We start from the raw sequence: 24,905 nt of genomic DNA, 5'->3' as shown, positions 1-24,905 counted from the left end.
CGCAGCCGAACGCAGCCTTCCGCAGCTGCTACAGGTCTCGGTGCACCACGATTTTTGTAGCAGCTGGCCTAGCCTGCGTTTGGCATGGCTACCACGTCGAGATGATCGATTTTCACGACTGCTGCGCAGCCGAACGCAGCCTTCGGCAGCTGCTACAGGTCTCGGTGCACCACGATTTTTGTAGCAGCTGGCGTAGCCTGCGTTCGGCTGCGCAGCAGTCGTAAAATCACAGCCAACACGCATCCCACAGCGGATAATCATGGACACGTGTAACCAATCCCGACCGAACGGGATTGGCAACAACATACCGAGCGAGGCCTTTCACATCCTCCTCTCGCCGAACCGCACGATCATGGTAGCCCTTCTGCCACAAACGCCCTTTCCGCCCCAGCGCCTGATTAACGGCCAGACCGCTACGGGATTTGATTCGGCACATCAACTCGGCCAACGTTCTATCCCGAAGTTGTACCAAACAGTGCATATGGTCTGGCATCACCACCCAAGTCAGAAAATCTGCCCAATGCTCCTCCTGAGCCAGATGTAATTGTTGGGCAACCAGCCTCCCCATGCGCCAATCGGTAAAAATTGGCTGCCGTTCGTGAACGACGGCTGTTAACAAGTAGATGCGGCCAGGCTCGGAATAACGCCCTATGCGCAGATGACCAGCTTTCGAACAGACAGGCATTCCATTGCCTCCTTGTCTTGACAGAAGGCATGGAATCTAAACCGTTGCAGTCAACCCGACCGGCGCCATTGGCAACAAGATATGACCGCTCAGCTACCCGTACGAATCTTTTTCAATCCCGCATCCGCACCCGTTTCCAGCCACGGATAAACCCTGCTCATTGTTGCACTTGGACTGGCAACATCAGACTCGTCACCGTTCAGTGCATGAAACCTTCCATGAACCCCGCGACCCGGCTGGCCAGTTTGCGTCGCCAGGGCGCGGTGGCCGGGTTAGCCAGGGTCTGGTCTTCGTGGACGAAGCTGCGGATGATCGCGTTGTAGCCCAGCCAGCGACAGGGCTCGGGCTCCCAGGCTTTGAGTGCGTCGAGACCGCCCTGAGGAATGACCCACGGCTGGCGAACCAAATCGGTGTCGCGCTGAAGAATCAGGTCGGCCAGCGTCCGGCCGCCGAGGTTGCTGGCACCGACGCCCTCCCCGCCATAACCGCCGGACAAGGCGATGCCGCTGGCCTGATCGCAGACCATGTGCGGCTTGAAGCGCCGGGACATGCCCAGGTTGCCGCCCCAGGCATGGGTGATTCGTACGTTCTTGAGCTGCGGGAAAAGTTCGCTGAACAGGTAACGCCGCAACGCCACTTCGCCGCTGGTCAAGTCGAAGTCATGGCGCAACTTGCCAGCAAATTGGTAGCCGCCACGGGCGCCGAACACCAAGCGGTTATCTGCCGTGCGCTGACCATAGGTGACTTGGCGGCTGCTTTCGCTAAAGGCCTGACCACGACTGAGGCCGATTTCATCCCAAGTCGCGGCGGACAGCGGTTCGGTTGCCACCAGCAAACTCTGCACCGGTAATTGATAACGGCCCAACGGCGGCAATGTGGCCGCGTACCCTTCTACCGCCGGCACGATCCAATGGCTGCGGACCTGGGCCTTGGCCGTGCGCAGACGGCCCGGCTGCCATTGAGTGATCGGACTGTTTTCATAGATGTTGACCCCCATGCGCTCTACTGTCCGCGCCAGACCTCGCACCAACTTTGCCGGGTGAATGGTTGCGACATGCGGTGCATGGATACCGCCATAAGGTTTGGCAATTCTGATCTGTTGCGCCAATTGCCGGGGAGTGAGCCAGCGGTAGTCGCTTTCGCTCAGCCCTTGGCGGTAGAGCGAGTCCAGATATTGGCGCAGGCTGGCTTCCTGCTCTGGATAACGCGCAGCACAGTAAAGCACCCCGCCTTTACGATAATCGCAGTCGATGCCTTCGCGTTCGAGGATGATCTCAACTTCATCAGGGATGCCGTGCAGCAGATCGAAAGAGGCGCGACGCTGTTGCGCCGGTAAATCGGCGAGCAAGCGGTCTTCGCCTAGCAGGTTGCCCATCAACCAGCCGCCGTTACGGCCCGACGCACCAAAACCCGCGATGTTTGCTTCGACGACGGCAATGTTCAACCCCGGTGCCAGGCGCTTGAGGTAGTACGCGGTCCAGAGCCCGGTGTATCCGGCGCCAATGATGGCCACGTCGACGTCCAGGTCCTGCTCCAGTGCCGGGCGCGCCAGCAAGGGCTCGTCGAGTTGATCCATCCATAAACTGATCGTGCGCCACGCCGACATGCAAGACTCCGCTGCTCAAAACTTCGATGATGTCGATCCTGGGGGGGCGGGTTCTGTCCACGGTTGCCAGCTGTCTCGCCCGTGGCCTGATTTGCATCGGACCATCGTCGGTGTGCGTAAAAGACTCGACGAGAAAACCGAGCTTGCCGAAGTTCTCGCCAGGCTTCAATGCCCCCCCTGGAATGCTCCGCCAATAGGGGTCTTTGGTCGATAAATCCATGTCTCGTGATCTGCATCAAGAAAAAATGAACCAATCGCTAAACGGACTGAAAAAATCCACATGATTTTCACATCTGGATGCTACTTTTAAAGACAGTCAACGGTTGAACCACTGAAGGTTCTTCCCTCCTAACATGAGCTAAAGGAAGCGCTCGATGAATAAGGTGGGCAACACATGAATAAAGGGTCTTTCAGCAAGGTCACTTTTCCAAATGCCTGCCAGTTGATGCGCTGGCATTTTCATCCCATGGGTTTCGAAGCAACCATGGATGCGCCGGGCAGCATGGTTGCCCGTCTGTTCGACCGCGCCAGTGGCGAAACCATGATCGCCATTGCCGGCATTCCTTGCGCAACGGTCATGAATGCGGCGGATGTAGAACGAATTATCGAAGCGGTTGAAGATGAGCTGGAAACCTTCATTCCGCCGCAGGCCCTCAGGAGTTATGCCTGATGGTCGGCACCCGACAAAAAGCCCGCTCATAACATTAGCGGGCTTTTTGTAGCAGCTGCCGAGCAGCGCGAGGCGGCGTTCGGCGGCGAAGCCGTCGTAAAATCAGAACTCGCGGTGTATCAGGCAGACCGTGTCAGCCGGATTCACGACGGCTTCGCCGCCGAACGCAGCCTCGCAGGCTCGGCAGCTGCTACAAAGTCTGCCTTGCGGCTTAAACGTTTAACCGATCCGCATCAACGCCTGAGCCAGATCGCCACGCAAGTCTTCGACATCCTCAACCCCCACTGACAAACGCACCAGCGCATCGCCGATGCCCAGTTGTGCCCGGGTTTCGACGGGGATGGTGGCATGGGTCATGATCGCCGGGTGCTCGATCAGGCTTTCCACCCCGCCCAGGCTCTCGGCCAGGGCGAAGATCCGCACACTCTCGAGGAAACGTTTGGCACCCGCCAGGTCGCCGTTCAGATCGAGGGCAATCATCCCGCCGAACCCATGCATCTGCCGCCGCGCCAGTTCGTGCTGCGGGTGTGATGGCAGGCCTGGGTAGTAAACGCGCGCCACTTGTGGCTGACGCTCCAGCCATTGCGCCAGCTCCAGCGCATTGCTGCAGTGACGTTCCATGCGCAATGCCAGGGTCTTCACCCCGCGCAATGTGAGAAAAGCGTCGAACGGGCCGGCGATAGCCCCCACCGCGTTTTGCAGGAAACCCAGGCGCTCGGCCAGTTCAGCGTTCTGCCCGACCACCGCGATGCCGCCGATCACGTCGGAGTGACCGTTCAGGTACTTGGTCGTCGAGTGCAGCACGATATCGAAACCCAACGCCAACGGCCGCTGTATCCACGGGCTGGCGAAGGTATTGTCGGCCACACAGATGATGCCTCGCTGACGACAGATACGCGCGACGCCAGCGAGATCCGTGAGGCTCAGCAAAGGATTGCTCGGCGTCTCGACCCAGACCATCCGCGTGTCGTCTTGCAGCGACGCTTCGAAGGTCGTCAGATCGGTCAGATCGACAAAACTGAACCGATGTCCGGCACTGCGCTGGCGCACCTTGTCGAACAGCCGGAATGTGCCGCCGTACAGGTCATTGCCGGAGACAATGTGGGCGCCGGCGTCGAGCAGTTCGAGCACGTTGGCGATCGCCGCCAGCCCGGAAGCGAAGGCGAAGGCCTGGGTACCGCCCTCGAGATCCGCCACGCAACGCTCCAGCGCAAAGCGCGTCGGGTTGTGCGAACGTCCGTAGTCGAAGCCCTTATGCACACCGGGGCTCTGTTGCAGATAGGTGGAGTTGGCGTAAATCGGCGGCATCAGCGCCCCGGTGGAAGGATCCGGCGTCTGCCCGGCATGGATAACACGGGTGGCGAAGGCGCGTGGCTTGGCGGTTTCATCGTGCTGACTCATGCGAGGGATCTCCGCAAGTGATTGAGCATGTCGACGCGAGTAATCAGGCCGTGGAAGCCCGAAGTGTCGGCGATAATCGCCACCAACCCACGATCGAGCACCGTCTCCAGCTCAGCAAGACTGGCGCCGGGAAGCAGGGTTTCAAGCTTGTCGGTCATCGCACTGCTCACCGGCATACGGAAGTGCGAAGCGTCTTCGTGCACGCCCAGCAGAATGTCGGACTCATCGATCACGCCGACCAGCCGCTGCCCGTCCACCAGCACCGGCAGTTGCGACACATCCGCCAGGCGCATGCGCTGGAACGCGGTGAGCAGCGTGTCGTCCGGACCGACGCTGACCACCCGGCCATCCTCGAAACGCCGCGCGATCAAGTCTCGCAAATCACCGTAACGCTTGCGCGCCAGCAGCCCCTGGTCATTCATCCACTGGTCGTTGTAGACCTTCGACAGGTAGCGGGTGCCGGTGTCGCAGACAAAACTGACCACCCGCTTCGGCTTGGTCTGCTCGCGGCAGTAACGCAATGCCGCAGCCAGCAACGTACCGGTCGAAGAGCCGCCGAGAATGCCTTCGGCGCGCAGCAGTTGGCGGGCATGATCGAAGCTTTCCTCGTCGCTGATCGAATATGCCTTACGCACGCTGGACAGGTCGGCAATCGACGGAATGAAGTCTTCGCCAATGCCCTCCACCGCCCAGGAACCGGGCGTACCCAGGGTGCCGCTGCGGCTGTATTCGGCCATCACCGAACCGACTGGATCGGCCAGCACCATTTCCAGGTTCGGTTGTACGCGCTGAAAGAAACGGGTCAGCCCGGTCAATGTGCCGGCCGAACCCACGCCGACAACGATGGCATCCACATCATGCTGAGTCTGCGCCCAGATCTCCGGAGCGGTGCTGCACTCGTGGGCCAGCGGGTTGGCCGGGTTGTTGAATTGATCGGCGAAGAAGGCGTCGGGAATGTCCCGCGCCAACCGCGCAGCGACGTCCTGGTAATAATCTGGATGACCTTTGCCGACATCGGAACGGGTGATGTGCACTTCGGCGCCCATGGCCTTGAGGTGCAGAACCTTTTCGGTGGACATCTTGTCCGGCACCACCAACACCACCCGATACCCCTTGGCCCGACCGACCAGGGCCAAGCCGAGGCCGGTGTTGCCGGCGGTGGCCTCGACGATGGTGCCGCCGGGTCTCAGGCGGCCATCGCGCTCGGCGGCATCGATCATTGCCAGGCCGATGCGATCCTTGATCGAGCCGCCGGGGTTCTGTGATTCGAGTTTGAGAAACAGCGTACAGGGGCCGGTATCGAAACGGCTGACACGCACCAGGGGCGTATTGCCGATCAGTTCGAGCACGGCGGGACGGGAGTCGTTCGGCATGTCGTCACCTCGCTGCATGTATCCGCATTGGAAGGACAGCGACCTGCGGCGAATCATTGCGCGCCAGTCGCAAGCAAAGCCTCGCCTTGGACCATAGGCCGGGATTGCGCCCCCCGCAACTTTTCACAGCCAGTCGGTACCTCTTCAGCCATGCCTGCCTTTGTGGCGAGCGAGCTTGCTCGCGCTGGGTCGCGTAGCGGACCCAAAAATTCGACAAGCGCCCATTTTTTGTGAGTGCTACGCACTCAAGCCGGAGCAAGCTCCCTCGCCACAGGTTTTCTGCTCAAGACCCTTTTGGTCAGGCAGACACTTTTCCCTGGCGATGATCAGCGAAGAACGCCTTGCCCTTGCCGATCCGGTCGGAAGCCTTGGGCAGGTTCGCAGCCGAGGTATCCTGGCCATCGACATACCAGTAGCAATGACTGACGGCTCGAGTGATGCCCACGTAAGCCAGTCGCAGAATCTCGTCTTTTTGTGCGCTGTCGTAAGGCTCGCTGTCACCCGCCTTGCCGAGTCCGGCCATGCGATAGACCTGGTTCTTGTAGGGTGAACTGGTCAGGTGCTGGCAATCGCCCAGCAGGAATACCGCATCAGCCTGCAGGCCTTTGGCGCTGTGATAGGTGAGTTGTTTGAGCCGCCGAGCGTCGTAGGGCAAGCTGGAATCCACATTAACTACGGACTGAATATGCTCTTCAATCAATGACTTATCGCTGCTTTTTCGATAAAGCATCAAGATTGAATCGCCTTTTCTATAGTGCTCGATCAGGCGCTGGGCCAAGCCCTGGTCATCCCGATCGAGCACATTCACCGGCAGCAGTGCTTTGGGTTCGCCGCTGGCCTTGGCCTTCTTGCCAGCGATCGCCGGCGCCGCGCGGACAATATGCTCCGCCGCATCGATGATGTGCTGATGGCTACGGTAGTTGTCGCTGAGCATCACTTTGGTCGTGCTCGGCGACGGGAACTCCTTGTTGAATTCCATGAAGTAAGTCGGCGAGCTGCCGCGCCAGCCATAGATGGACTGCCAGTCATCACCGACACACAGCAAGGACGAACGCTGCGCGCCGCGCCCTACATGCATGGCCGGTCCGCGACTGCGAATCTCCGCCAGGCTGGCGCGAATCCACGAAACGATCTGCGGTGATATGTCCTGAAACTCGTCGATCATCAAGTGCGACATGGGCCTGAGCAGCTCATCGCTCAGCAGTTTGAGGTTCTCCGGCGAATGCTCGCTGAACAAGGCGAACATCCGGTTGTAAGTCATCACCGGTGGCGATTGATCCAGCAGATGGTCTTCCAATGCTCGCCAAAACAGGCTCAACGCCTCGAAGAAAAAGCGGTCCGGGTCATCCTTGGCGAAACTCATCTGGCCCACGGCATCCGGCACATCCAGGCCGAGGTTTTCAATAAACCCGGCCGCCGCGACAAAACAGTCCAGCAAGGGCGCGGAGCCGAGCTCGCCCTTGACCTTGTAATCGAAGCCCGGCCCGGCGCTGGCGTCCCCGGCAAGGGAGGCCAAAACGCGCTTTGAAGACTCATAACTGTCTAGCCAAATCAAAGGTTTACGACAGAAAGCTTGAAACAGGGTGCGTTTTACCGCCCATTCTGCGCGCACTGAAAGCCTGGCATTCGGACGGCTGACCTGAGGATTTTCCCGGGGATCGAAACCCAGCACCACCCAAGCGTCCAGCGTCGGAATGTAGCCGTGACAATGAAAGGTCGAACCGTTGATATCGAAAGTCTGACGCTTCGGTTCGATGCCCTTGATCGGCCAGGCGCCGGCACGAAACCATAGGTCTTCGATTGTGTCGCACAGTTCTTCATCGCGCTTGGCGGCGAGTTCAGTCACCGCCATGCGCTTCTGCACGTCCGGGTGATCACGCTCCAGCTCCTTGAGTTGCAAGGCATGACGCGACAACGGCTTGATCAACTCGCGAAAACGTTCATCGCGGGTGTGCAGGCTGTGATAGCAGGCGTTGAGTTGCTGGCGCTGGGCGTCGTTGATGCGCAGGTCGAAGGGGTTGCTGTCGACTTCCTCATCGCCGCCTTGTAGGCGGTGACTGAGGTTTTCGAACGCTTGCAGCCGCTCGAAACCCGCCAGGCTGCGGACCATCGGCAAAATGCGAGAATGGAACGTGCGCACCAGATCGCGCGCTTCTTTAAGGCTGATTCCCCGGCCCCAGACTGCAAACAGCTCGATCAGCTTGTTGATGAAATCCTTGCGCGATTCGCGGGTGAAGGTCACCACGGTCATCGAGCTCAGCTCAAACCCCAGGTAATGACTGAGCAGCAGAATTCGCAGCACCAGGGTAGTCGATTTGCCCGCGCCCGCCCCGGCGATCACCGAGGTCGAGGGTGTGTCGCTGAAAATCATCTTCCACTGGGCAGCGCTCGGCTGGGCGTGCGCAGGCAACAGCCGCGCCACGTCGGCCTTCATGCGTTTCTTCAGCTCGGTACTCAACGGCAGGCGCCAATCGTCGAACAGATTGTCATCGACGTTGGGCGGTCGATGTTCGGTTGAGCGTGAGTCGCGAATCAACAGAACCTGCCGACCTTCCTCCAGCCCTTCGAGTTTGCCTTCCTTATAGCCGTAGTCCACCCCGGCGCTGTGGCCGCTGCGAAAACCGTCGGCTTGCCCGTGCAGCCAGGACGCGCGGTGTTGCGCGCGCAGGCGGGTAAGGCTGTAACCCAAAAAACGGGCAGCCAGACGCTTGAACAAAGGCATCTCGGCCAAGGGGCGAAGTTCGGGAGGAAGATCGGGGGTGTGTGGCGGCACGCGGACGGACTCCAGGGTGTGAGGCTGTTGAGGGCTATGGTGTCTGCATTTGCCGTTGAGTTCTAGTGAAATGCTTACAGGTCATTGGCTTATGCGATGAAGTGAAGGTTCAGTAAGAATGTTTCGAGGTCATTTAATATCAGTCAATTCGATTGTATTGAGGCACTTTTTACGCTTTTTATCGATTATTTCTTGATAGATGATGCTCGCCATCAATCACCGGTTCTCGTTTGTGGCTCAGGCTTTCTGCCCCATGACGAACCTTTCAGGAGACGATCATGCTTGAACTCAGACCCTTCAATTCGCTGGGCGGTGCGCACCATGGCTGGCTGGACGCCCATCATCACTTTTCGTTCGCCGAGTACTACGACCCCAAACGCATGAACTGGGGCAACCTGCGGGTGTGGAACGACGATGTGATTGCTCCCGGAACCGGATTCCCGCAACACCCGCACCGTGATATGGAAATCATCACTTATGTTCGTGAAGGCGCGATTACCCATCAGGACAACCTCGGCAACAAGGGCCGCACCGAAGCAGGTGATGTGCAAGTCATGAGCGCCGGCACCGGGATCGCCCACAGCGAATACAACCTGGAAGCGACCGAAACCCGGATCTTTCAGATCTGGATCATCCCCAATGAAGCCGGTTCGGCACCGTCGTGGGGTGCCAAGCCATTTCCCAAAGGCGAGCGCGAAGGTTTTGTGACCCTGGCCAGCGGCAAGGCCGGCGACGATCAAAGCCTGCCCATTCGCGCCGATGCGCGTCTGGTGGCGGCGAACCTGAAGGCCGGGGAGTCTGCGGAGTATCATCTGGACAGTGGTCGTCGTGCTTATCTGGTTCCAGCCACTGGAATCATTGACGTCAATGGCTTGCGTGCACAAGCTCGAGACGGTGTCGCCATTGCGCAGGAGCAGGTGTTGCGCGTGACGGCGATTGAGGACAGTGAGATTGTGTTGGTAGATGTGGCTTGATGGGGTAAATGCGCGACGAAAAAAAAGGGGCGACCGTTGATGGTTGCCCCTTTTTTGTATGCCCATTGTGGCGAGGGGGCTTGCCCCCGTTCGAGTGCGTAGCACTCGCAAAATCTACGGTAATTTCGAGATCTTGGGGCCGCTTCGCAGCCCAACGGGGGCAAGCCCCCTCGCCACAGGGCCCTCAATCACTTCGCAGAAATCGCGCCATCCACGAGTGTCTGAGCTTCTGCCACCAACTGCTTGAGGTGGTCGTCACTGACAAAGCTTTCCGCATAGATCTTGTAGATGTCTTCAGTACCCGACGGACGCGCCGCGAACCAACCATTCTCGGTCATGACTTTCAGACCGCCAATGGCCTGGTCGTTGCCCGGTGCGTGGCTGAGGATGCTCTGGATCGCTTCACCCGCCAATTGAGTCGAGGTGACCTGCTCCGGCGACAATTTGCTCAGCAGCGCTTTTTGCTCAGGGTTGGCCTTGGCATCGACCCTTACCGAGAACGGTTCGCCCAACTCATCCGTCAACGTGCGATAGGCCTGACTTGGATCACGCCCGGTGCGGGCAGTCATTTCGGCCGCCAGTAGCGCTGGAATCAAGCCATCCTTGTCGGTGCACCAGACACTCCCGTCCTTGCGCAGAAACGATGCGCCGGCACTTTCTTCGCCGCCAAAACCGAGGGAGCCGTCGAACAGGCCGTCGGCAAACCATTTGAAGCCGACCGGCACTTCATACAGGCGACGGCCCAGACGCTTGGCGACGCGATCGATCAAGCCACTGCTGACCACGGTTTTACCCACGGCCGCATCGGCGCGCCACAGCGGACGGTTCTGGAACAGGTAATCGATCGACACCGCCAGGTAGTTGTTGGGGGCCAGCAAACCACCGGACGGGGTCACGATGCCGTGGCGGTCATGGTCCGGGTCACAGGCAAAGGCCACGTCGAAACGCTCTTTCAGACCGATCAAACCTTGCATGGCGTGGCTGGATGATGGGTCCATGCGAATCTGCCCGTCCCAATCGACGGTCATGAAACGGAATGTCGCATCCACTTGTTTATTCACCACCTCCAGGTCGAGACGGTAATGCTCGGCAATCGCCGACCAGTAACGCACCCCTGCTCCGCCCAGCGGATCGACGCCCAGGCGCAGCTTCGCATCGCGGATGGCGTCGAAGTCGATCACGTTGATCAGGTCGGCGACGTAGGTGTTGAGGTAATCATGGCGATGGGTGGTGCTGGCCTTCAGGGCCTGCTCGTAGCTGATGCGTTTGACGCCAGCGAGTTTGGCCGCCAGCAACTCGTTGGCCTTGGCTTCGATCCATTTGGTGATGTGGGTATCGGCTGGGCCACCGTTGGTAGGGTTGTATTTGTAGCCACCGCTTTGTGGCGGGTTGTGAGACGGCGTAATGACGATGCCGTCTGCCAGGCCCGAGGTGCGACCACGGTTGTAGCAAAGTATCGCGTGGGAAATGGCCGGCGTCGGGGTGTACTCGTCGCCTTCGGCGATCATCACTGTCACGCCGTTTGCCGCCAGGACTTCCAGGGCGCTGGCACCGGCGGGTGTGGACAGTGCGTGGGTGTCGATGCCGACGAACAATGGACCGTCAATGCCTTGGGCTTCGCGGTACAGGCAGATCGCCTGGCTGATGGCCAGAACGTGCCATTCGTTGAAACTCAGATCGAACGAGCTACCTCGGTGTCCGGACGTGCCAAAGGCGACGCGCTGGGTAGAAATGGCTGCATCAGGCTGGCCGGTGTAATAGGCCGTTACCAGTCGCGGGATGTCGACCAACAGTTCTGCCGGTGCCGGTTTGCCCGCAAAAGGACTGAGTGTCATGCAAAACCTCTGAGAAAGAGTGGTTCGGGGATAGAACGCAGTTTACTGACAGTTTGCTCCGGGCGCGACGTTATCGAATGTCAGGTTCCGAGGGCGATTTGCACCCCGGTTCAGTCGATCGATTCGAGGCGCAAGGCATCCGCCAACAGCCCTAATGCATCGGCGAGGTCGTGGTGACCACCGAAGGTGTGACTCAAGCGTAAGTGCTGCCCGTGCAGGCCTTGGAGACTGAACAGCTCACCCGGTGCAATCACCACATGCTGCTTGAGCAAACGCTCGAACACGCGACGCACATCGACCTGGCGCAACGAACGAACCCAGATCGTTGCCCCGCCTCGGGGCTCGACGAAGTGCAGCGCATCGGGCAGACGCTCTTCCAGCAACCGGGTCATCTGCACCATGCGTTCCTTGAGCAGTCGACGCAACACCAGCAGGTGTTGATCGATGCGTCCGTTGCTGTACAGCCGCGCAATGGCTTTCTGACGAATCAACGACAAGCGGAAAGCGCGCAGCAGAAAGTGCCGTTGCAGTTCGCCACGCAGCTGTCGCGACAGCAGATAGCCGAAGGGTGCTTCCGACCCGATGATTTTCTCGAATGTGGAAAACACGATCAGCCGATCCGGATTCAGCAGATCACGAAACCGCAGGCCGCTCGGTTCGAATTCGAGCTCGCCGTAACAATCGTTTTCCAGCACCCAACTGCCATGTCGCTCCAGCAACTGGGCGGTGATGCGCCTGTTGCTGTCAGGTGCCACACTGCCGCGGGGCATGTTCAGCCGCGATGAAAGCATCACCAGGCGCACCTGCTCGGTCTCAAGCAATTTCTTCAATTGCTCAGGATCCAGGCCACCATTGGCTTGCAGCGGCAGCTCCACCACTTGCACATCCGCATCTTTAAACAGGCGCAGAATGGCCCAGTCGCAGGGTGATTCGACCACCACCACAGCATCCTTGAGGCCAAGGACGGCGATCAATATTTCCAGTACGCCACGCAGATCAGCGCCGATATAGACGTCATCGGCATGCCAGCAACGGGTTGGCGAAGTGGTGTAGCGTGCCGCCAGGGCTGTGCGCAGTTCCAGCTCGCCGCAGGGTTGCGAGGACGGCTGTGGCTGGCGCGGATACTGGCGCAGCAGTTCTCTCTCCAGTAACAGCAAGGGACTATCCAAGGGTTGCAATAACGCCGGTTCATCGGCGCTCAACACCAGCATGCCGGGACGCCTGGCGTTGACATAAACCGTTTCAAGCAGGTCCTTGCCGCTACCGGGTATGCCGATAGAGGACACAGGGAGTGCGTAGTAGCCTGATTTGGCCACTGAATAGACGCGCCCTTCTTTTTCCAACAGCGAATACGCGTACTGAATGGTCGAGATCGACACGCTCAGGCGATGCGCCAACTGCCGCAATGAGGGCAGGCGCACTTGCACGTCACTGCCTGGCTCATTGATCAGGTTAGTCAGGTAACGGTACACAGCCTGGTACGCAAAATCGGTATCTTGTGGTCCTTTCATGGGTAACGGCCAAGCAGACTACGAACGTCATGACGCATCCTTGTCGGATCCGTCGAACCAGGCACTTTCACCGGCCCGTCGACCATTCGCCAGCCACAGTCGTTTCACTGCCAGGCTTCATGACTTCAGCTTGCCCGCCCTCTTCGGCGCTCTCCATGCCCAGCGCCCGGACCTCATCCCGACCCACCGGCCCCATGCGGTAAAGCGTACCGATCAGCCTTACGGGCAACCCGCTGACATCGACCATCCATTGCAGCACTTGCTCGGGAGCCGGGCCGCCCTGCATCGCCCGGTGCAAATCCGGCAACGCGACGAGCATGCCGGGATGGCACTGACGGAGAAAATGCTCAAGCGCCGCGCCATTGTCGACAAACGGGGCAAACAGTAGACACACCAGTTGAGCCTCGCTCAAACCGAGGCTTTTTTGTGCTTCAGCCGCCGCCAAGGCACGCTGGTCGATCATCGTCATCGGGTTGGCGAAGGTCTCCACGGCTTGTTCGCAAAAGCGCTCTGGAACGTGTTTGCGGCGCATCATCACCAATGCCCGCTGCAGGTACTCGCCAATGCCTTCCTCGTAGCGGCGACCCTGTACAAAGCACGCTTGCAAGCCACGAAGATGCGCGGATATCGACAAGCTCACGTAGTCGTTATCACTGAGCTGAGCCGATAACTCGTCAGGCTGGAACCCAAGGAAATCGGTGAGCAGTGGCCAACGCTCTTCCAGGTTGCTGACCAGCATGTCGTGAATATCGATGAAGGTCGTGCGGCGGCACGCTTCAAAATGTTCGGCGGGACGCCACGCCGCCCGGGCAGCCCCAGGATAAAACTCGCGGTAGCAATCGCTGCCTAGCTCATCGAGTCGCGTGAACAGGCATTCGTAGCCCGTTCCCTGACGCTCCGGCGCCTTGAGCCCGGCCTTGGCCGCTGCACGATTCAACCCTTCGAGAAACCGCTTCTGCCGACGGGGTGTATCGCTACTGATCAATGCGTCGACACCTTGGTTCCAGCGGGCGATTTGTCCGTAGAATTCGCCAGTTGCCAGATAGCCGTCATCCCACAGATCAAGCGGCCCGTCCCAGACACGGCGGTGTCCGACCATCAGCAGATTGAGCCGATTGGACTCGCGACCAGCTTCGGAGATCGGCGCCAGATGATTGAACGGCAGGACTTCGCGATTATCGACCATTAACACTTCGACCCGGGGATCGTCGTAGAGAAACAATGCGCAACAGCTGCGATGGATGTTCTCCAAGGCTGTCGTGGCCGTACCGTTCAAACGCAAAGTCGCCACACGCAGCTGAAACGTCGCCGGCGCACGGCCGGCAATACTCAGCTGCGCGGCCCGCAGTAGCGCCAGGGTGTAGCAGCTGTCGCGGGACCCGGTCTGGATCGACAACACCTTGTAATCGCCGATACGCTCCAAACCTCCTGCAGACATCACCAGACGCTGAATCAGCAATTGCAATGCCGTGCGCTCGGCGCGAGAGAAAAACCCCAGCAAGCGCTGCAGCATTTGCTGATAAACATAGTTCATTGCCTGATCATGGGTAGCGGTCATCATTATTTACCTGTGACTCATAAGTTCGATGCCACGCAAATAACGAGATGTATTGCGCAACAGGTTGTTTGTCATGAATGGAATGCCGGCGCTGTTATCAAATGCTAGCACTTAAGCATTGTGTAATTATTTGAAATGATTGAATGCTGCAGACAACCCAAGGAGATCAAAATCGGCGCAACACCTCGCAGAACGGGCGTCTTGCGCTCCCGCGGATTTTCCTAGGAAATTTCCGACAGCGTCCCACAGACACTTAGCACAAGAAATAAAGAAAGAAGTTGCCCATGAATGTAAGACAACTGAACGGCGCCGCATTATTTGTTGAGCATATATTGCTGGCGCGCATTGAGGAGTTTCAGCCTGATACTCGGCCATGACTCTTTCCTTGAGATGAAAGTAATCATTCAATTATCAGGGCTTACATAATGATTAGAAGATACAGATCGAGAGCAAAAACCAGTTCAGTTGCTGAACCAGCCCACCGACAGATCGGTGGTACGTCTCATTTGGAGTACTGCCAGCACAAGAGTCCGTATTGGTACGGACTCTTGAGAGGAGCCATGGCTCAGGCAGGTTCGACCAGAAGGGCGACCCGTTCGCGACATGGGCATTCGCCCATATAGCGGTGCGCTTCGACAAACTCGGAGAACGGAAAGACCCGGGTTTTTAGTGGTAACAGCACCCGATCGGCGGTCAGTTGGTTGATGTCGCGCAGAGCGCGCTGCAAGGCAACCTGATCCTGGATGATGCCCAGCTCCGGCTTGCCGGTGAAGTTGCCGATGCAGTGCACGAAGAACTGAATATTTTTCTGGAACGCCGCGCAGGCCGGAAATGGTGTCTGGTTGCCCCCTTGCAGGCCATAGAGCACCAGGCTGCCACGAGGGGCGAGTACATCGCCGAGCAGCGACATCTGCGGCCCGCCAAGGCCATCGAACACCACATCGACACCGCGGTTATCCGTGATCTTGTTGATCTGCAGCAGCAGATCCTGTTCTTCGGTGACGATGACCTTCTCGGCCCCCAGAGACAACAGGTACTCACGCTCATCCGCGGTTTTGGTCGCAGCAATCACCCGCACACCAAGGGCTTTGCCCAGTTGCACGAACGACGGTCCGGCGCAGTGGCTGGCGTCGGTGACCAAGGCAAATTGCCCGGGTTTGACTCGCGCCAGATCTACGTAGGCAAAGTAGGCGACCAGCAGCGGCGTGTAATGAACGCTGGCTTCGATCGGGCTGAGCACGTCCGGGTAGCGGGTCAGCGCCGTACGTGGCAGAACGATCTGTTCGCCATAGACCGGATAGTCGTTAGGGCTTTCGGCCGGGAAACTGGCCACCTTGTCACCGATAGCCAGGTCATCGACGCCCTCGCCGAGCGCCGTGACCACACCGGCCATTTCGCTGCCAAGGCCTGACGGCAGACGTGCATGGGATGAGGCCAGGTTCTGGCGCCAGAGAATGTCATACCAGCTGATGCCTATCGCTTCGACGCGCACCTGCACTTCGCCCGGCGCAGGCAGAGCGACCGCATGCTCTTCGCATTTGAGCACCTCGGCTGGACCAAACTTGTGAAAACGGATCGTGCGGGACATCGCAAACCTCGTCAAAGTAACCTCTAATGCCCTGAACTCTATCTGGGCTTTATACCCAAGACCATCAGTGGCTATTAATAGTCGACATGCCTGTCATTGATTCCGCAGCGACGGCGACATCATCCAATGCCGTGAAAAACCGAAGCAGCCTTTCAGAAAAAACTGAATTACCCTATGCAGAGTACCAGTCTTTCCCCGTAAGATTCATGCCGGCCATTGTTCTCATATGTCCGCTCACGTCAAGTTTGCTGAATCTGCCAGGACTCCAGATGAATCGTAATGACCTGCGTCGTGTCGACCTGAACCTGTTGATCGTTTTCGAAACACTGATGCACGAACGCAGCGTGACCCGCGCTGCGGAGAAACTGTTCCTCGGCCAGCCGGCCATCAGCGCGGCGCTCTCGCGCCTGCGCGGGTTGTTCGATGACCCGTTGTTCGTGCGCACCGGCCGCAGCATGGAGCCTTCCGCCCGGGCGGTGGAAATCTTCGCCCTGCTCTCGCCGGCCCTGGATTCGATTTCCACCGCGGTCAGTCGCGCGGCGGAATTCGACCCGGCGACCAGCACCGCGGTGTTCCGCATCGGCTTGTCCGATGATGTTGAATTCGCACTGCTGCCGATGCTGCTCAAACGCCTGCGCGCGGAATCGCCGGGAATCGTGCTCGTGGTACGTCGGGCCAACTACATCCTGATGCCGAGCCTGCTCGCCTCGGGCGAGATCTCCATTGGTGTCAGCTACACCGCCGACCTGCCGGCCAACGCCAAGCGCAAAGTGCTGCGCCGCAGCATGCCGAAACTGTTGCGCGCCGACACGGTACCGGGGCCCTTGAGCCTGGATGACTTCTGCGCCCGCCCCCACGCGCTGGTCTCGTTCGCTGGCGACCTCAGCGGCTTTATCGATGAAGAGCTGGAGAAGCTGGGGCGCAAACGGCATGTCGTGCTGGCCGTGCCGCAGTTCAATGGGTTGAGCACACTGATCAGCGGGACTGATATCGTCGCCACTGTCCCGGATTACACCGCAGAAGCGTTGACTGCAGCCGGTGGCGTGCGGGCGGAAGATCCGCCATTGCCAGTGCGCAGTTTTGAGCTGCACATGGCTTGGCGTGGATCGCAGGATAATGACCCGGGTGAGCGGTGGTTACGGTCGCGGATTCAGATGTTTTTCGGGGATCCTGACAGCCTCTAAACAGAACTCCACTAATTCCAAAAATGTGAAATTCAGCCCACATCCATCTCAGGATTTGGTGGCTCGCTGAACAACCACATCTTGCCTGCCATTGGGAAAAAACCGTCAGTGAGATCAGCCCCAATCCCTCGACGAGGTAAAGGTGACTCCCTGGCGGTGCGAGCACCTGTAATTCCAAAAAAGAAAACGTATGTCTTTCCCGGTTCACCTGACTTTTCGCTGTGCATTTTTGCATGTCAATCAGGCGTTTCTGTCAATTCTTATCGTAAAAAAGCCACCCTATACTCGCGATCAAGCTGGTCTACCAGCATCGTTTCCTAGCCAGTAAGCCACTACAAAAACAATATAGGGCTAACAGCATGAGCGCATGGGTTAACGTCGGCGTCTACGCCGAACACAAGCAGTTGTTCCGCGACGCAATAACGACACCCCTCACTGTGCACCGCTGGCTTGTGCCACTGCTCGTCACGCATTGGTACGACATCGACTTCCTACATCGCCCTCCCATCCCCGGACGTTCTTTCGACCGGCAATGAGTCCTGCCATCGCATTCAGGTGACGCCCCGCACGGGTGTCGCCCGAGTACTCGTCTGCCTTTGAAAAGGCGGAAACAACAATAAAAACCCTACTCGGAGCCTCATTATGACGACTGACCATCCGAACCACGCCCAGACCTGCGCCCAGGTCAGGGACAATCCCAAGTTCAAGCACCTCACCCGCCAGCGCGCGCGACTGGCCTGGTCACTGAGCGGTGTGGTTCTGGCTATTTATTACAGTTTCATCATGGTGGTGGCGTTTGTCCCTGCCTGGCTGCACCTGCCGCTGTACGACGGCAGCCACCTCAGTCTTGGCATGCCCATCGGCGTGGCGATCATCCTGTCGTCCTGGCTACTCACCGCTTGGTACGTGCACAGAGCCAACACTCACTTCGACGTGCTCAGTTCGCAGATCCTCCAGGAGACCCGCGCATGAAACGCCTCTTCGCTGTTCTCGCCCTCAGTCCCCTGCTGGTCAATGCCGCCCCGCTCACCGCGGAGAAACAACCACTCAACCTGCACGCCATCGGCATGTTTTTCGTTTTCGTCCTCGCCACCCTGCTGATCACCTGGTGGGCGGCACGACGCACCCACTCAGCCGCCGATTTCTACAGCGCAGGCGGCGGTATCACGGGATTTCAGAATGGCTTGGCAATCGCCGGGGACTATATGTCGGCAGCAACTCTGCTGGGCCTGTCGAGCATGGTATTCGCCAAGGGTTACGACGGCTTCGTCTACATCATTGGCTTCTTTGTCGGCTGGCCTATCGTCACCTTCCTGATGGCCGAGCGCTTGCGCAACCTGGGGCGCTACACCTTCGCCGACATCGTCTCCTACCGCCTCGATCAAACCCGCGTACGCAGCTTTGCCGCCCTCGGATCGCTGACCGTGGTGTGCTGCTATCTGGTGGTGCAAATGGTCGGCGCCGGTCAACTGATCAAATTGTTGTTCGGTCTCGACTACCGCACGGCGGTGGTGGTCGTCGGCGTGCTGATGTTGGTCTACGTGATCTTCGGCGGCATGCTCGCCACCACGTGGGTACAGATCACCAAGGCGGTCCTGCTCCTGGCGGGCGGCACTACCCTGGTGTTGATGGCCATGAGTCGCTTCGACTTCAGCATCGAGACGCTGGCCGCCCAAGCGGTGGCCGTGCATGCCAGTGGTGTGCAGATCATGGGCCCGGGCACCTTGCTGGCCGACCCGATCAACGCGGTGTCCTTATCGCTGGGGCTGGTCTTCGGCATTGCCGGCCTGCCGCACATCCTGATGCGTTTCTTCACCGTGCCCAATGCCAAGGAGGCACGTAAATCTGTACTGTTCGCCACGGTGTTCATCGGCTTCTTCTTCCTGGTGGTCTGCGTCCTGGGCTATACCGCCATCGTCATCGTCGGCACCGATCCTCAGTACTACGTCGATGGCAAGCTCGGCGGGGCCATGATTGGCGGCGGCAATATGGTGGCCATGCACCTGGCGAAGGCGGTGGGCGGCAACCTGTTTCTCGGTTTTCTTTCTGCGGTAGCTTTTGCCACCATTCTCGCCGTGGTGTCCGGTCTGGCCCTGGCCGGTGCCTCGGCCATCTCCCATGACCTTTACGCTTCGGTGTTGAAGAAGGGCCGCGCCGACGAGAAGAAGGAAATGCGCGTGTCGCGCATTGCCACCGTCTGCCTGGGCCTCGTTGCGATTTCCCTTGGCATTCTGTTCGAGGGCCAGAACATCGCCTTCCTGGTCGGCCTGACGTTCGGCATCGCCGCCTCGGCGAATTTCCCGGTACTGATCATGGCCATGTATTGGGGCGGCCTGACCACCCGCGGCGCCCTTTATGGCGGTCTGACCGGGCTGATCAGCGCACTGGCCCTGGTGATCTGCTCGCCGTCGGTGTGGGTCGGTGTCTTGGGGCACGCCCAAGCGCTCTTCCCTTACGACCAGCCAGCGCTGTTCTCAATGCCCCTGGCCTTCCTGGTCATCGTGGTTGTTTCCAGGCTTGACCGCAGCGAGCGCGCCGACCGCGAGCGCACCGCCTATGCCGATCAATTCGTCCGTGCCCAGACCGGCCTTGGAGCTTCGATGGCCAGCAGTCACTGACGCTGCTTTTGCCGGGGCTGATGCCCCGAGCGCGAGTCCGCTCCTTTGCTCGCGCTTTTTTACGCCCGACCTGCGCCGCTCGGCGCAGGCCCCCAAAAGCGCCCTCATGAGCGGCTCGTCGACAACAAAAACAAAAGGCATCCAATGAAACCGACCACCCTTACCCTGTTCCTGGCCGGCAGTGGCCTCGCTGCACAGGCTCACGCCGACTTCTTCGCAGACAGCACGGCCAGCCTTGAGTCGCGCAACTTCTATTTCAATCGCGACTATCGCCAGGACAACGCCGCCCAATCCAAACAAGAGGAATGGGCCCAGGGTTTCCTGCTGCGTTATGAATCGGGATTCACCGAAGGTTTGATCGGTGTCGGCTTCGATGCCATCGGTCTGCTTGGCGTCAAGCTCGATTCCAGCCCTGATCGCGCAGGCTCCGGCCTGCTCAAACGTCACCGCGATACGAGCAAAGGCGCGCAGGACGAGTACGGCGAACTGGGCCTGACCGCCAAAATGCGGGCCTCGAAAAGCACGCTGAAACTGGGCACGCTGTTGCCGAAACTGCCGACGGTACTGGCCAACGACTCACGGCTGTTGCCACAAACCTTCAAGGGCGGTCAGCTGACGTCGCTGGAACTCGAAGGCCTGACTGTGGATGCCGGGCGACTGACCCAGGTCAATCAGCGCGACTCCTCGGACTACGAGGACATGGGCATCACCCGCACCGGCGCCAAGGGCATCACCACACGTCATGTCGATAGCGACAGCTTCGATTTCGCCAGCCTGAACTACAAATGGACCAGCAACCTCACCACCGGCTACAGCTACGGCCACCTCGACAACTTCTACAGCCAGCACCTGGTCAACCTGACCTACGTGTTGCCAGTCACCACCGGCCAGTCGCTGAAGACGGATCTGCGCTTTGCCCGTTCCACGGATGATGGCGGCAGCAATATTGATAACAATGCGATTGGCGCGATGCTCACCTACAGCCTCGGCGGGCATGCGCTGGGCCTGGGTTACCAAGGCATGAGCGGCGACACCGGCTACGCCTACGTCAACGGCACCGATGCGTACCTGGTGAACTTCGTGCAGATCGGCGACTTCGCCAGCAAGGACGAAAAGTCCTGGCAGGCGCGTTATGACTACAACTTTGCGGCCATTGGCATGCCGGGCCTGACCTTCATGACCCGCTATCTCTCCGGTGACAACATCGATCTGGGCGGCAACCGCCCGCAAGGCAAGGAATGGGAACGTGATACCGACATTGGTTATGTGGTGCAGAGCGGGCCGCTGAAGAATGTCGGCGTGAAGTGGCGCAACGCGACGGTACGCTCGACCCACTTCGGCAGCGACCTGGATGAAAACCGCCTGATCATCAGCTACACCCTGAAGCTCTGGTAAATACGCCCGCGGGCCGAATGCCATTCCCAGCGCCAGGGCGGTGTGAGTGGCATTCGCCTTGCGGTTCAGCCACGAGACGTGGCCAAACAGCTGCATGCATTTTTGCACAACATACGGGCTTTTTTAGCCATTCATATTTGTTTTATGCATACCTATACTCGATTCATATCTGGTCATGAACCAGGTCAGTCCCGACAAAAATAACCAAGGGAATCCACCGTGAAACCATTCTTGACGGCCGTCTCTCCATCATCAGGTTTGCGCACCTGTCCCGTACGCCACGCGACGCGCAGCGATGCCTCTCTCGGCGCGTGACTGCTTCGTACTCGCTACCCGCGCCGATCGACACCTTGATTGATGGAGAGAACCATGAACACCAACAGCCACCCCTTCCTCGCCGCTCGCGACTTCCTGCTTTCCCACCGCACCGATTACGCCACAGCGGTGCGTGACTTCCACTGGCCGCAATTGAACGAGTTCAACTGGGCGCTGGATTACTTCGATGCCATGGCGCAGGGCAATCACGCCAACGCCTTGTGGATCGTCGAAGAAGACGGCAGCGAACAGCGCTACAGCTTCCAGCAACTGGCCTCGCGCTCCAACCAGGTGGCCAACCACTTGCGCGCCCTTGGCGTGCGTCGCGGCGATCGCATCCTGCTGATGCTCGGCAACGACGTGGCCCTGTGGGAAACCATGCTGGCCGCCTTCAAACTCGGCGCCGTGGTCATTCCCGCCACTGCCCTGTTGACCCCGGATGACCTGAGCGACCGCATCGAGCGCGGCCAGGTTCGCCACCTGGTGGTCGGCGGCGCCCATGTCGACAAGTTCGTCGGCCTGGGTGAAGGCTGCAGCCGCATCTGCGTCGGTCCGGGCCCCGCCGACTGGACCCCGCACAGCGCCGCCAGCGAATATTCCGAGCAGTTCGAAGTCGAGGGCCTCACCCTGGCCACCGACCCGATGCTGCTGTACTTCACCTCCGGCACCACCTCCAAACCGAAGATGGTGCTGCACAGTCACCAGAGCTACCCGGTCGGCCATCTGTCGACCATGTACTGGATCGGCCTGCAGCCGGGTGACCTGCACTTGAATATCTCCTCACCGGGTTGGGCCAAGCATGCGTGGAGCTGCCTCTTCGCACCCTGGAACGCCGGCGCCTGCATCTTCATCCACAATGTCGCGCGCTTCAGCGCCCCGGCCCTGCTCGGCGCGCTGGAGCGCTACGGCGTCACCAGCCTGTGCGCCCCGCCCACCGTCTGGCGCATGCTGATCCAGGAAGACCTGGCCAGTTACAAGGAGCGCTTGAAACTGCGTGAACTGGTCGGCGCCGGTGAACCGCTGAACCCGGAGATCATCGAGCAGATCCTGCATGCCTGGGACTTGCCACTGCGCGACGGCTTCGGCCAGTCGGAAACCACCGCCCTGGTCGGCAACACACCTGGCCAACTGCTCAAACCCGGCTCCATGGGCCGTCCGCTGCCGGGTTATCGAGTGACCATGCTTGACCCCGATGGCGTACCCGGCAATGAGGGTGAAGTAGCCCTGCCGCTGGATGTGCGACCACTCGGTCTGATGTTGTGCTACGAGGACAGCCCGGAAAAAACCGCCGAAGTGATGCGCGACGGTTACTACCGCACCGGCGATACCGCCCAGATCGACGAAGAGGGCTACATCACCTTCGTCGGCCGTGCCGACGACGTGTTCAAGGCTTCCGACTACCGCATCAGCCCCTTCGAACTGGAAAGCGCGCTGATCGAGCACCCGGCCGTCATGGAGGTGGCCGTGGTGCCGAGCCCTGATCCGGTGCGCCTGGCAGTGCCCAAGGCTTATCTGATCCTGGCCCATGACGCTCCGGGCAGCTGCGAACTGGCCGCCGACATCCTCGCCTTTGCCCGCGAGCACCTGGCGCCCTACAAGCGGGTGCGACGTATCGAATTCGTCAGCGAACTGCCCAAGACCATCTCGGGGAAGATTCGCCGGGTGGAATTGCGGCAAATGGAAGTGCAGCGTCGCCAGGGTGACGCGCGCGGCCCGCAGGAATACTTCGAAGAAGACTTCCCGCACCTCAAGGGCTGAACCTCGGGCCGGTGCGCCGGCCCCTTCTGAATTCAAACGCGACCGCTCGGCCAATCAGGCCGAGGGGCCTCACTCGACTCAAAAAAAGTAGACAGGACCCGAAAATGACCGCCTCCAGCATTCCTAGCGTCAAGCTTCTCATCAATGGCGAATTCGTCGAATCGCGCAGCACCCAATGGCGCGACGTGATCAACCCGGCGACCCAGGAAGTCCTGGCCCGCGTGCCCTTCGCCACCGCCGAAGAAATGAACGCTGCCGTGGCCAGCGCCAAGGAAGCCTTCAAGACCTGGCGCAAGACGCCGATCGGCGCCCGCTCCCGGATCTTCTTCAAATACCAGCAACTGATCCGCGAAAACATCAAGGAACTGGCCGCCCTGCTCACCGCCGAACAGGGCAAAACCCTGCCGGATGCCGAAGGTGATGTGTTCCGCGGGCTAGAGGTCGTCGAGCACGCAACCGCCATCGGCAATCTGCAGATGGGCGAATTGGCCAACAACGTGGCCAACGGCGTCGACACCTACACCTTGATGCAGCCGCTGGGCGTGTGCGCCGGCATCACCCCGTTCAACTTCCCGGCAATGATCCCGTTGTGGATGTTCCCGATGGCCATCGCCACCGGCAACACCTTCATCCTCAAACCGTCCGAGCAGGATCCGCTGGTGACCATGCGCCTGGTGGAACTGGCGCTGGAGGCCGGTGTACCGAAAGGTGTGCTCAACGTTATCCACGGTGGTGTCGACGCGGTGAACTTGATCTGCGACCACCCGGACATCAAGGCCGTGTCCTTCGTCGGTTCAACCAAGGTCGGCACCCACGTCTATAACCGCGCGACCCAGAATGGCAAGCGTGCACAGTGCATGATGGGCGCCAAGAACCACGCCATTGTGCTGCCCGATGCCAACAAACAGCAGACCCTGAACAACCTGCTGGGTGCTTCCTTTGGCGCTGCGGGCCAGCGCTGCATGGCTCTGCCAGTGGTGATTCTGGTCGGTGAAGCGCAGGCCTGGTTGCCGGACCTGATCGAGCGAACCAAGACCCTCAAGATCAATGGCGGCACCGAGCCGGGCACCGACATCGGCCCGGTGATTTCCTGCGCCGCCCTGGAGCGCGTCAACGGTCTGATCGCCAGCGGCATCGAAGAAGGCGCCAGGCTTGAACTGGATGGGCGCAACCCAAGCGTGCCGGGCTACCAAGATGGCAACTTCGTCGGCCCGACCATCTTCTCCGGCGTTACCGCGCAGATGTCTGTGTACCGCGAAGAGATCTTCGGCCCGGTGCTGTGCGTGATGCACGCCGCCAGCCTGAGCGAGGCGATCGAGATCATCAATGCCAACCCGAATGGCAACGGTACCGCCCTGTTCACCCGCTCCGGCGCTGCCGCCCGTCATTTCCAGGAAGAGATCGACGTCGGCCAGGTGGGCATCAACGTGCCGATCCCGGTGCCGGTCCCACTGTTTTCCTTCTCGGGTTCGCGCGCCTCCAAGCTGGGCGACCTGGGTCCCTACGGCAAGCAGGTGGTGACCTTCTACACCCAGACCAAGACGGTCACCCAGCGCTGGTTCGACGAAGACGACACCAGCGGCGCGGTAAACACCACCATCACCCTGAAATGACCTTTGCTGGCGTCCCGATGCTAGCGCGATCAACCTCGGCGCAAGCTC

The 24,905-nt window shown here is 59.6% G+C and carries 17 protein-coding genes; 8 read left to right on the top strand and 9 right to left on the bottom strand.

Features of this window, described 5'->3' with window-relative positions:
* Positions 1-226: 226 nt before the first annotated feature.
* The gene (locus tag FHW68_RS16940; RefSeq protein ID WP_095631394.1) at positions 227-685 is read right to left on the bottom strand and encodes an REP-associated tyrosine transposase; all 459 of its coding nucleotides are present in this window, start codon (positions 683-685) and stop codon (positions 227-229) included.
* A gap of 199 nt (positions 686-884) precedes the next feature.
* The gene (locus tag FHW68_RS16935) at positions 885-2,291 is read right to left on the bottom strand and encodes an FAD-binding oxidoreductase (RefSeq protein WP_183681563.1); all 1,407 of its coding nucleotides are present in this window, start codon (positions 2,289-2,291) and stop codon (positions 885-887) included.
* A 394-nt stretch (positions 2,292-2,685) separates the two neighbouring features.
* Between FHW68_RS16935 and FHW68_RS16930 the strand changes: the two genes are divergently transcribed.
* Positions 2,686-2,961 (top strand): DUF1652 domain-containing protein, encoded by a 276-nt coding sequence (locus FHW68_RS16930; protein ID WP_095631396.1) that lies wholly within the window; start codon positions 2,686-2,688, stop codon positions 2,959-2,961.
* Positions 2,962-3,180: 219 nt separating this feature from the next.
* Here the strand turns inward: FHW68_RS16930 and FHW68_RS16925 are convergent, their stop codons facing one another.
* The 3 genes from FHW68_RS16925 to FHW68_RS16915 form a co-directional block, all read right to left on the bottom strand.
* Positions 3,181-4,362, bottom strand: a complete 1,182-nt coding sequence (locus FHW68_RS16925) for a PLP-dependent aspartate aminotransferase family protein (RefSeq protein ID WP_183681560.1) — start codon at positions 4,360-4,362, stop codon at positions 3,181-3,183.
* Entirely contained in the window at positions 4,359-5,735 is a 1,377-nt protein-coding gene (locus FHW68_RS16920) for a pyridoxal-phosphate dependent enzyme (RefSeq protein ID WP_183681557.1), read from the bottom strand. Before FHW68_RS16920 ends, FHW68_RS16925 begins: the two co-directional genes overlap by 4 nt.
* 298 nt (positions 5,736-6,033) lie before the next feature.
* Positions 6,034-8,508 (bottom strand): UvrD-helicase domain-containing protein, encoded by a 2,475-nt coding sequence (locus FHW68_RS16915; protein ID WP_183681554.1) that lies wholly within the window; start codon positions 8,506-8,508, stop codon positions 6,034-6,036.
* Positions 8,509-8,786: 278 nt separating this feature from the next.
* Between FHW68_RS16915 and FHW68_RS16910 the strand changes: the two genes are divergently transcribed.
* Positions 8,787-9,482 (top strand): pirin family protein, encoded by a 696-nt coding sequence (locus FHW68_RS16910; RefSeq protein ID WP_095631399.1) that lies wholly within the window; start codon positions 8,787-8,789, stop codon positions 9,480-9,482.
* 188 nt (positions 9,483-9,670) lie between these two features.
* Here FHW68_RS16910 and pgm read toward each other — a convergent pair whose 3' ends face one another.
* From pgm to FHW68_RS16890, 4 genes are all read right to left on the bottom strand, one after another.
* On the bottom strand, positions 9,671-11,317 hold the full coding sequence (pgm, locus tag FHW68_RS16905) for a phosphoglucomutase (alpha-D-glucose-1,6-bisphosphate-dependent) (protein WP_095631400.1): 1,647 nt from the start codon (positions 11,315-11,317) through the stop codon (positions 9,671-9,673).
* Between the two features lie 110 nt (positions 11,318-11,427).
* Positions 11,428-12,828, bottom strand: a complete 1,401-nt coding sequence (locus FHW68_RS16900) for a PLP-dependent aminotransferase family protein (RefSeq protein ID WP_095631401.1) — start codon at positions 12,826-12,828, stop codon at positions 11,428-11,430.
* 67 nt (positions 12,829-12,895) lie between these two features.
* The gene (locus FHW68_RS16895) at positions 12,896-14,386 is read right to left on the bottom strand and encodes a hypothetical protein (RefSeq protein ID WP_095631402.1); all 1,491 of its coding nucleotides are present in this window, start codon (positions 14,384-14,386) and stop codon (positions 12,896-12,898) included.
* Positions 14,387-14,951: 565 nt separating this feature from the next.
* Positions 14,952-15,974, bottom strand: coding sequence for a zinc-dependent alcohol dehydrogenase family protein (locus tag FHW68_RS16890; protein WP_183681551.1), 1,023 nt, complete (start codon positions 15,972-15,974; stop codon positions 14,952-14,954).
* A 269-nt stretch (positions 15,975-16,243) separates the two neighbouring features.
* On the opposite strand from FHW68_RS16890, the gene FHW68_RS16885 reads away from it, so the two are divergent.
* From FHW68_RS16885 to FHW68_RS16860, 6 genes are all read left to right on the top strand, one after another.
* Complete coding sequence (locus tag FHW68_RS16885) at positions 16,244-17,158, top strand: LysR family transcriptional regulator (protein ID WP_095631404.1); 915 nt, start codon at positions 16,244-16,246, stop codon at positions 17,156-17,158.
* 642 nt (positions 17,159-17,800) lie between these two features.
* Positions 17,801-18,130, top strand: coding sequence for a DUF485 domain-containing protein (locus FHW68_RS16880; RefSeq protein ID WP_095631405.1), 330 nt, complete (start codon positions 17,801-17,803; stop codon positions 18,128-18,130).
* Entirely contained in the window at positions 18,127-19,776 is a 1,650-nt protein-coding gene (locus FHW68_RS16875) for a cation acetate symporter (RefSeq protein WP_183681548.1), read from the top strand. Before FHW68_RS16880 ends, FHW68_RS16875 begins: the two co-directional genes overlap by 4 nt.
* A 144-nt stretch (positions 19,777-19,920) precedes the next feature.
* Positions 19,921-21,171 carry an OprD family porin gene (locus tag FHW68_RS16870; protein ID WP_183681545.1) on the top strand — a complete coding sequence of 417 codons (1,251 nt, stop codon included), beginning with the start codon at positions 19,921-19,923 and terminating at the stop codon, positions 21,169-21,171.
* A 369-nt stretch (positions 21,172-21,540) separates the two neighbouring features.
* Positions 21,541-23,244, top strand: a complete 1,704-nt coding sequence (locus FHW68_RS16865; RefSeq protein ID WP_183681542.1) for an AMP-binding protein — start codon at positions 21,541-21,543, stop codon at positions 23,242-23,244.
* Positions 23,245-23,348: 104 nt separating this feature from the next.
* Positions 23,349-24,857 carry a CoA-acylating methylmalonate-semialdehyde dehydrogenase gene (locus FHW68_RS16860; protein ID WP_183681539.1) on the top strand — a complete coding sequence of 503 codons (1,509 nt, stop codon included), beginning with the start codon at positions 23,349-23,351 and terminating at the stop codon, positions 24,855-24,857.
* Positions 24,858-24,905: the final 48 nt, after the last annotated feature.

It is taken from the genome of Pseudomonas sp. Tn43 (assembly GCF_014192635.1).
Taxonomy (GTDB): Bacteria; Pseudomonadota; Gammaproteobacteria; order Pseudomonadales; family Pseudomonadaceae; genus Aquipseudomonas.
Note: the sequence above shows the minus strand (reverse complement) of the source record. Positions and strands in the feature narration are given on the sequence as shown.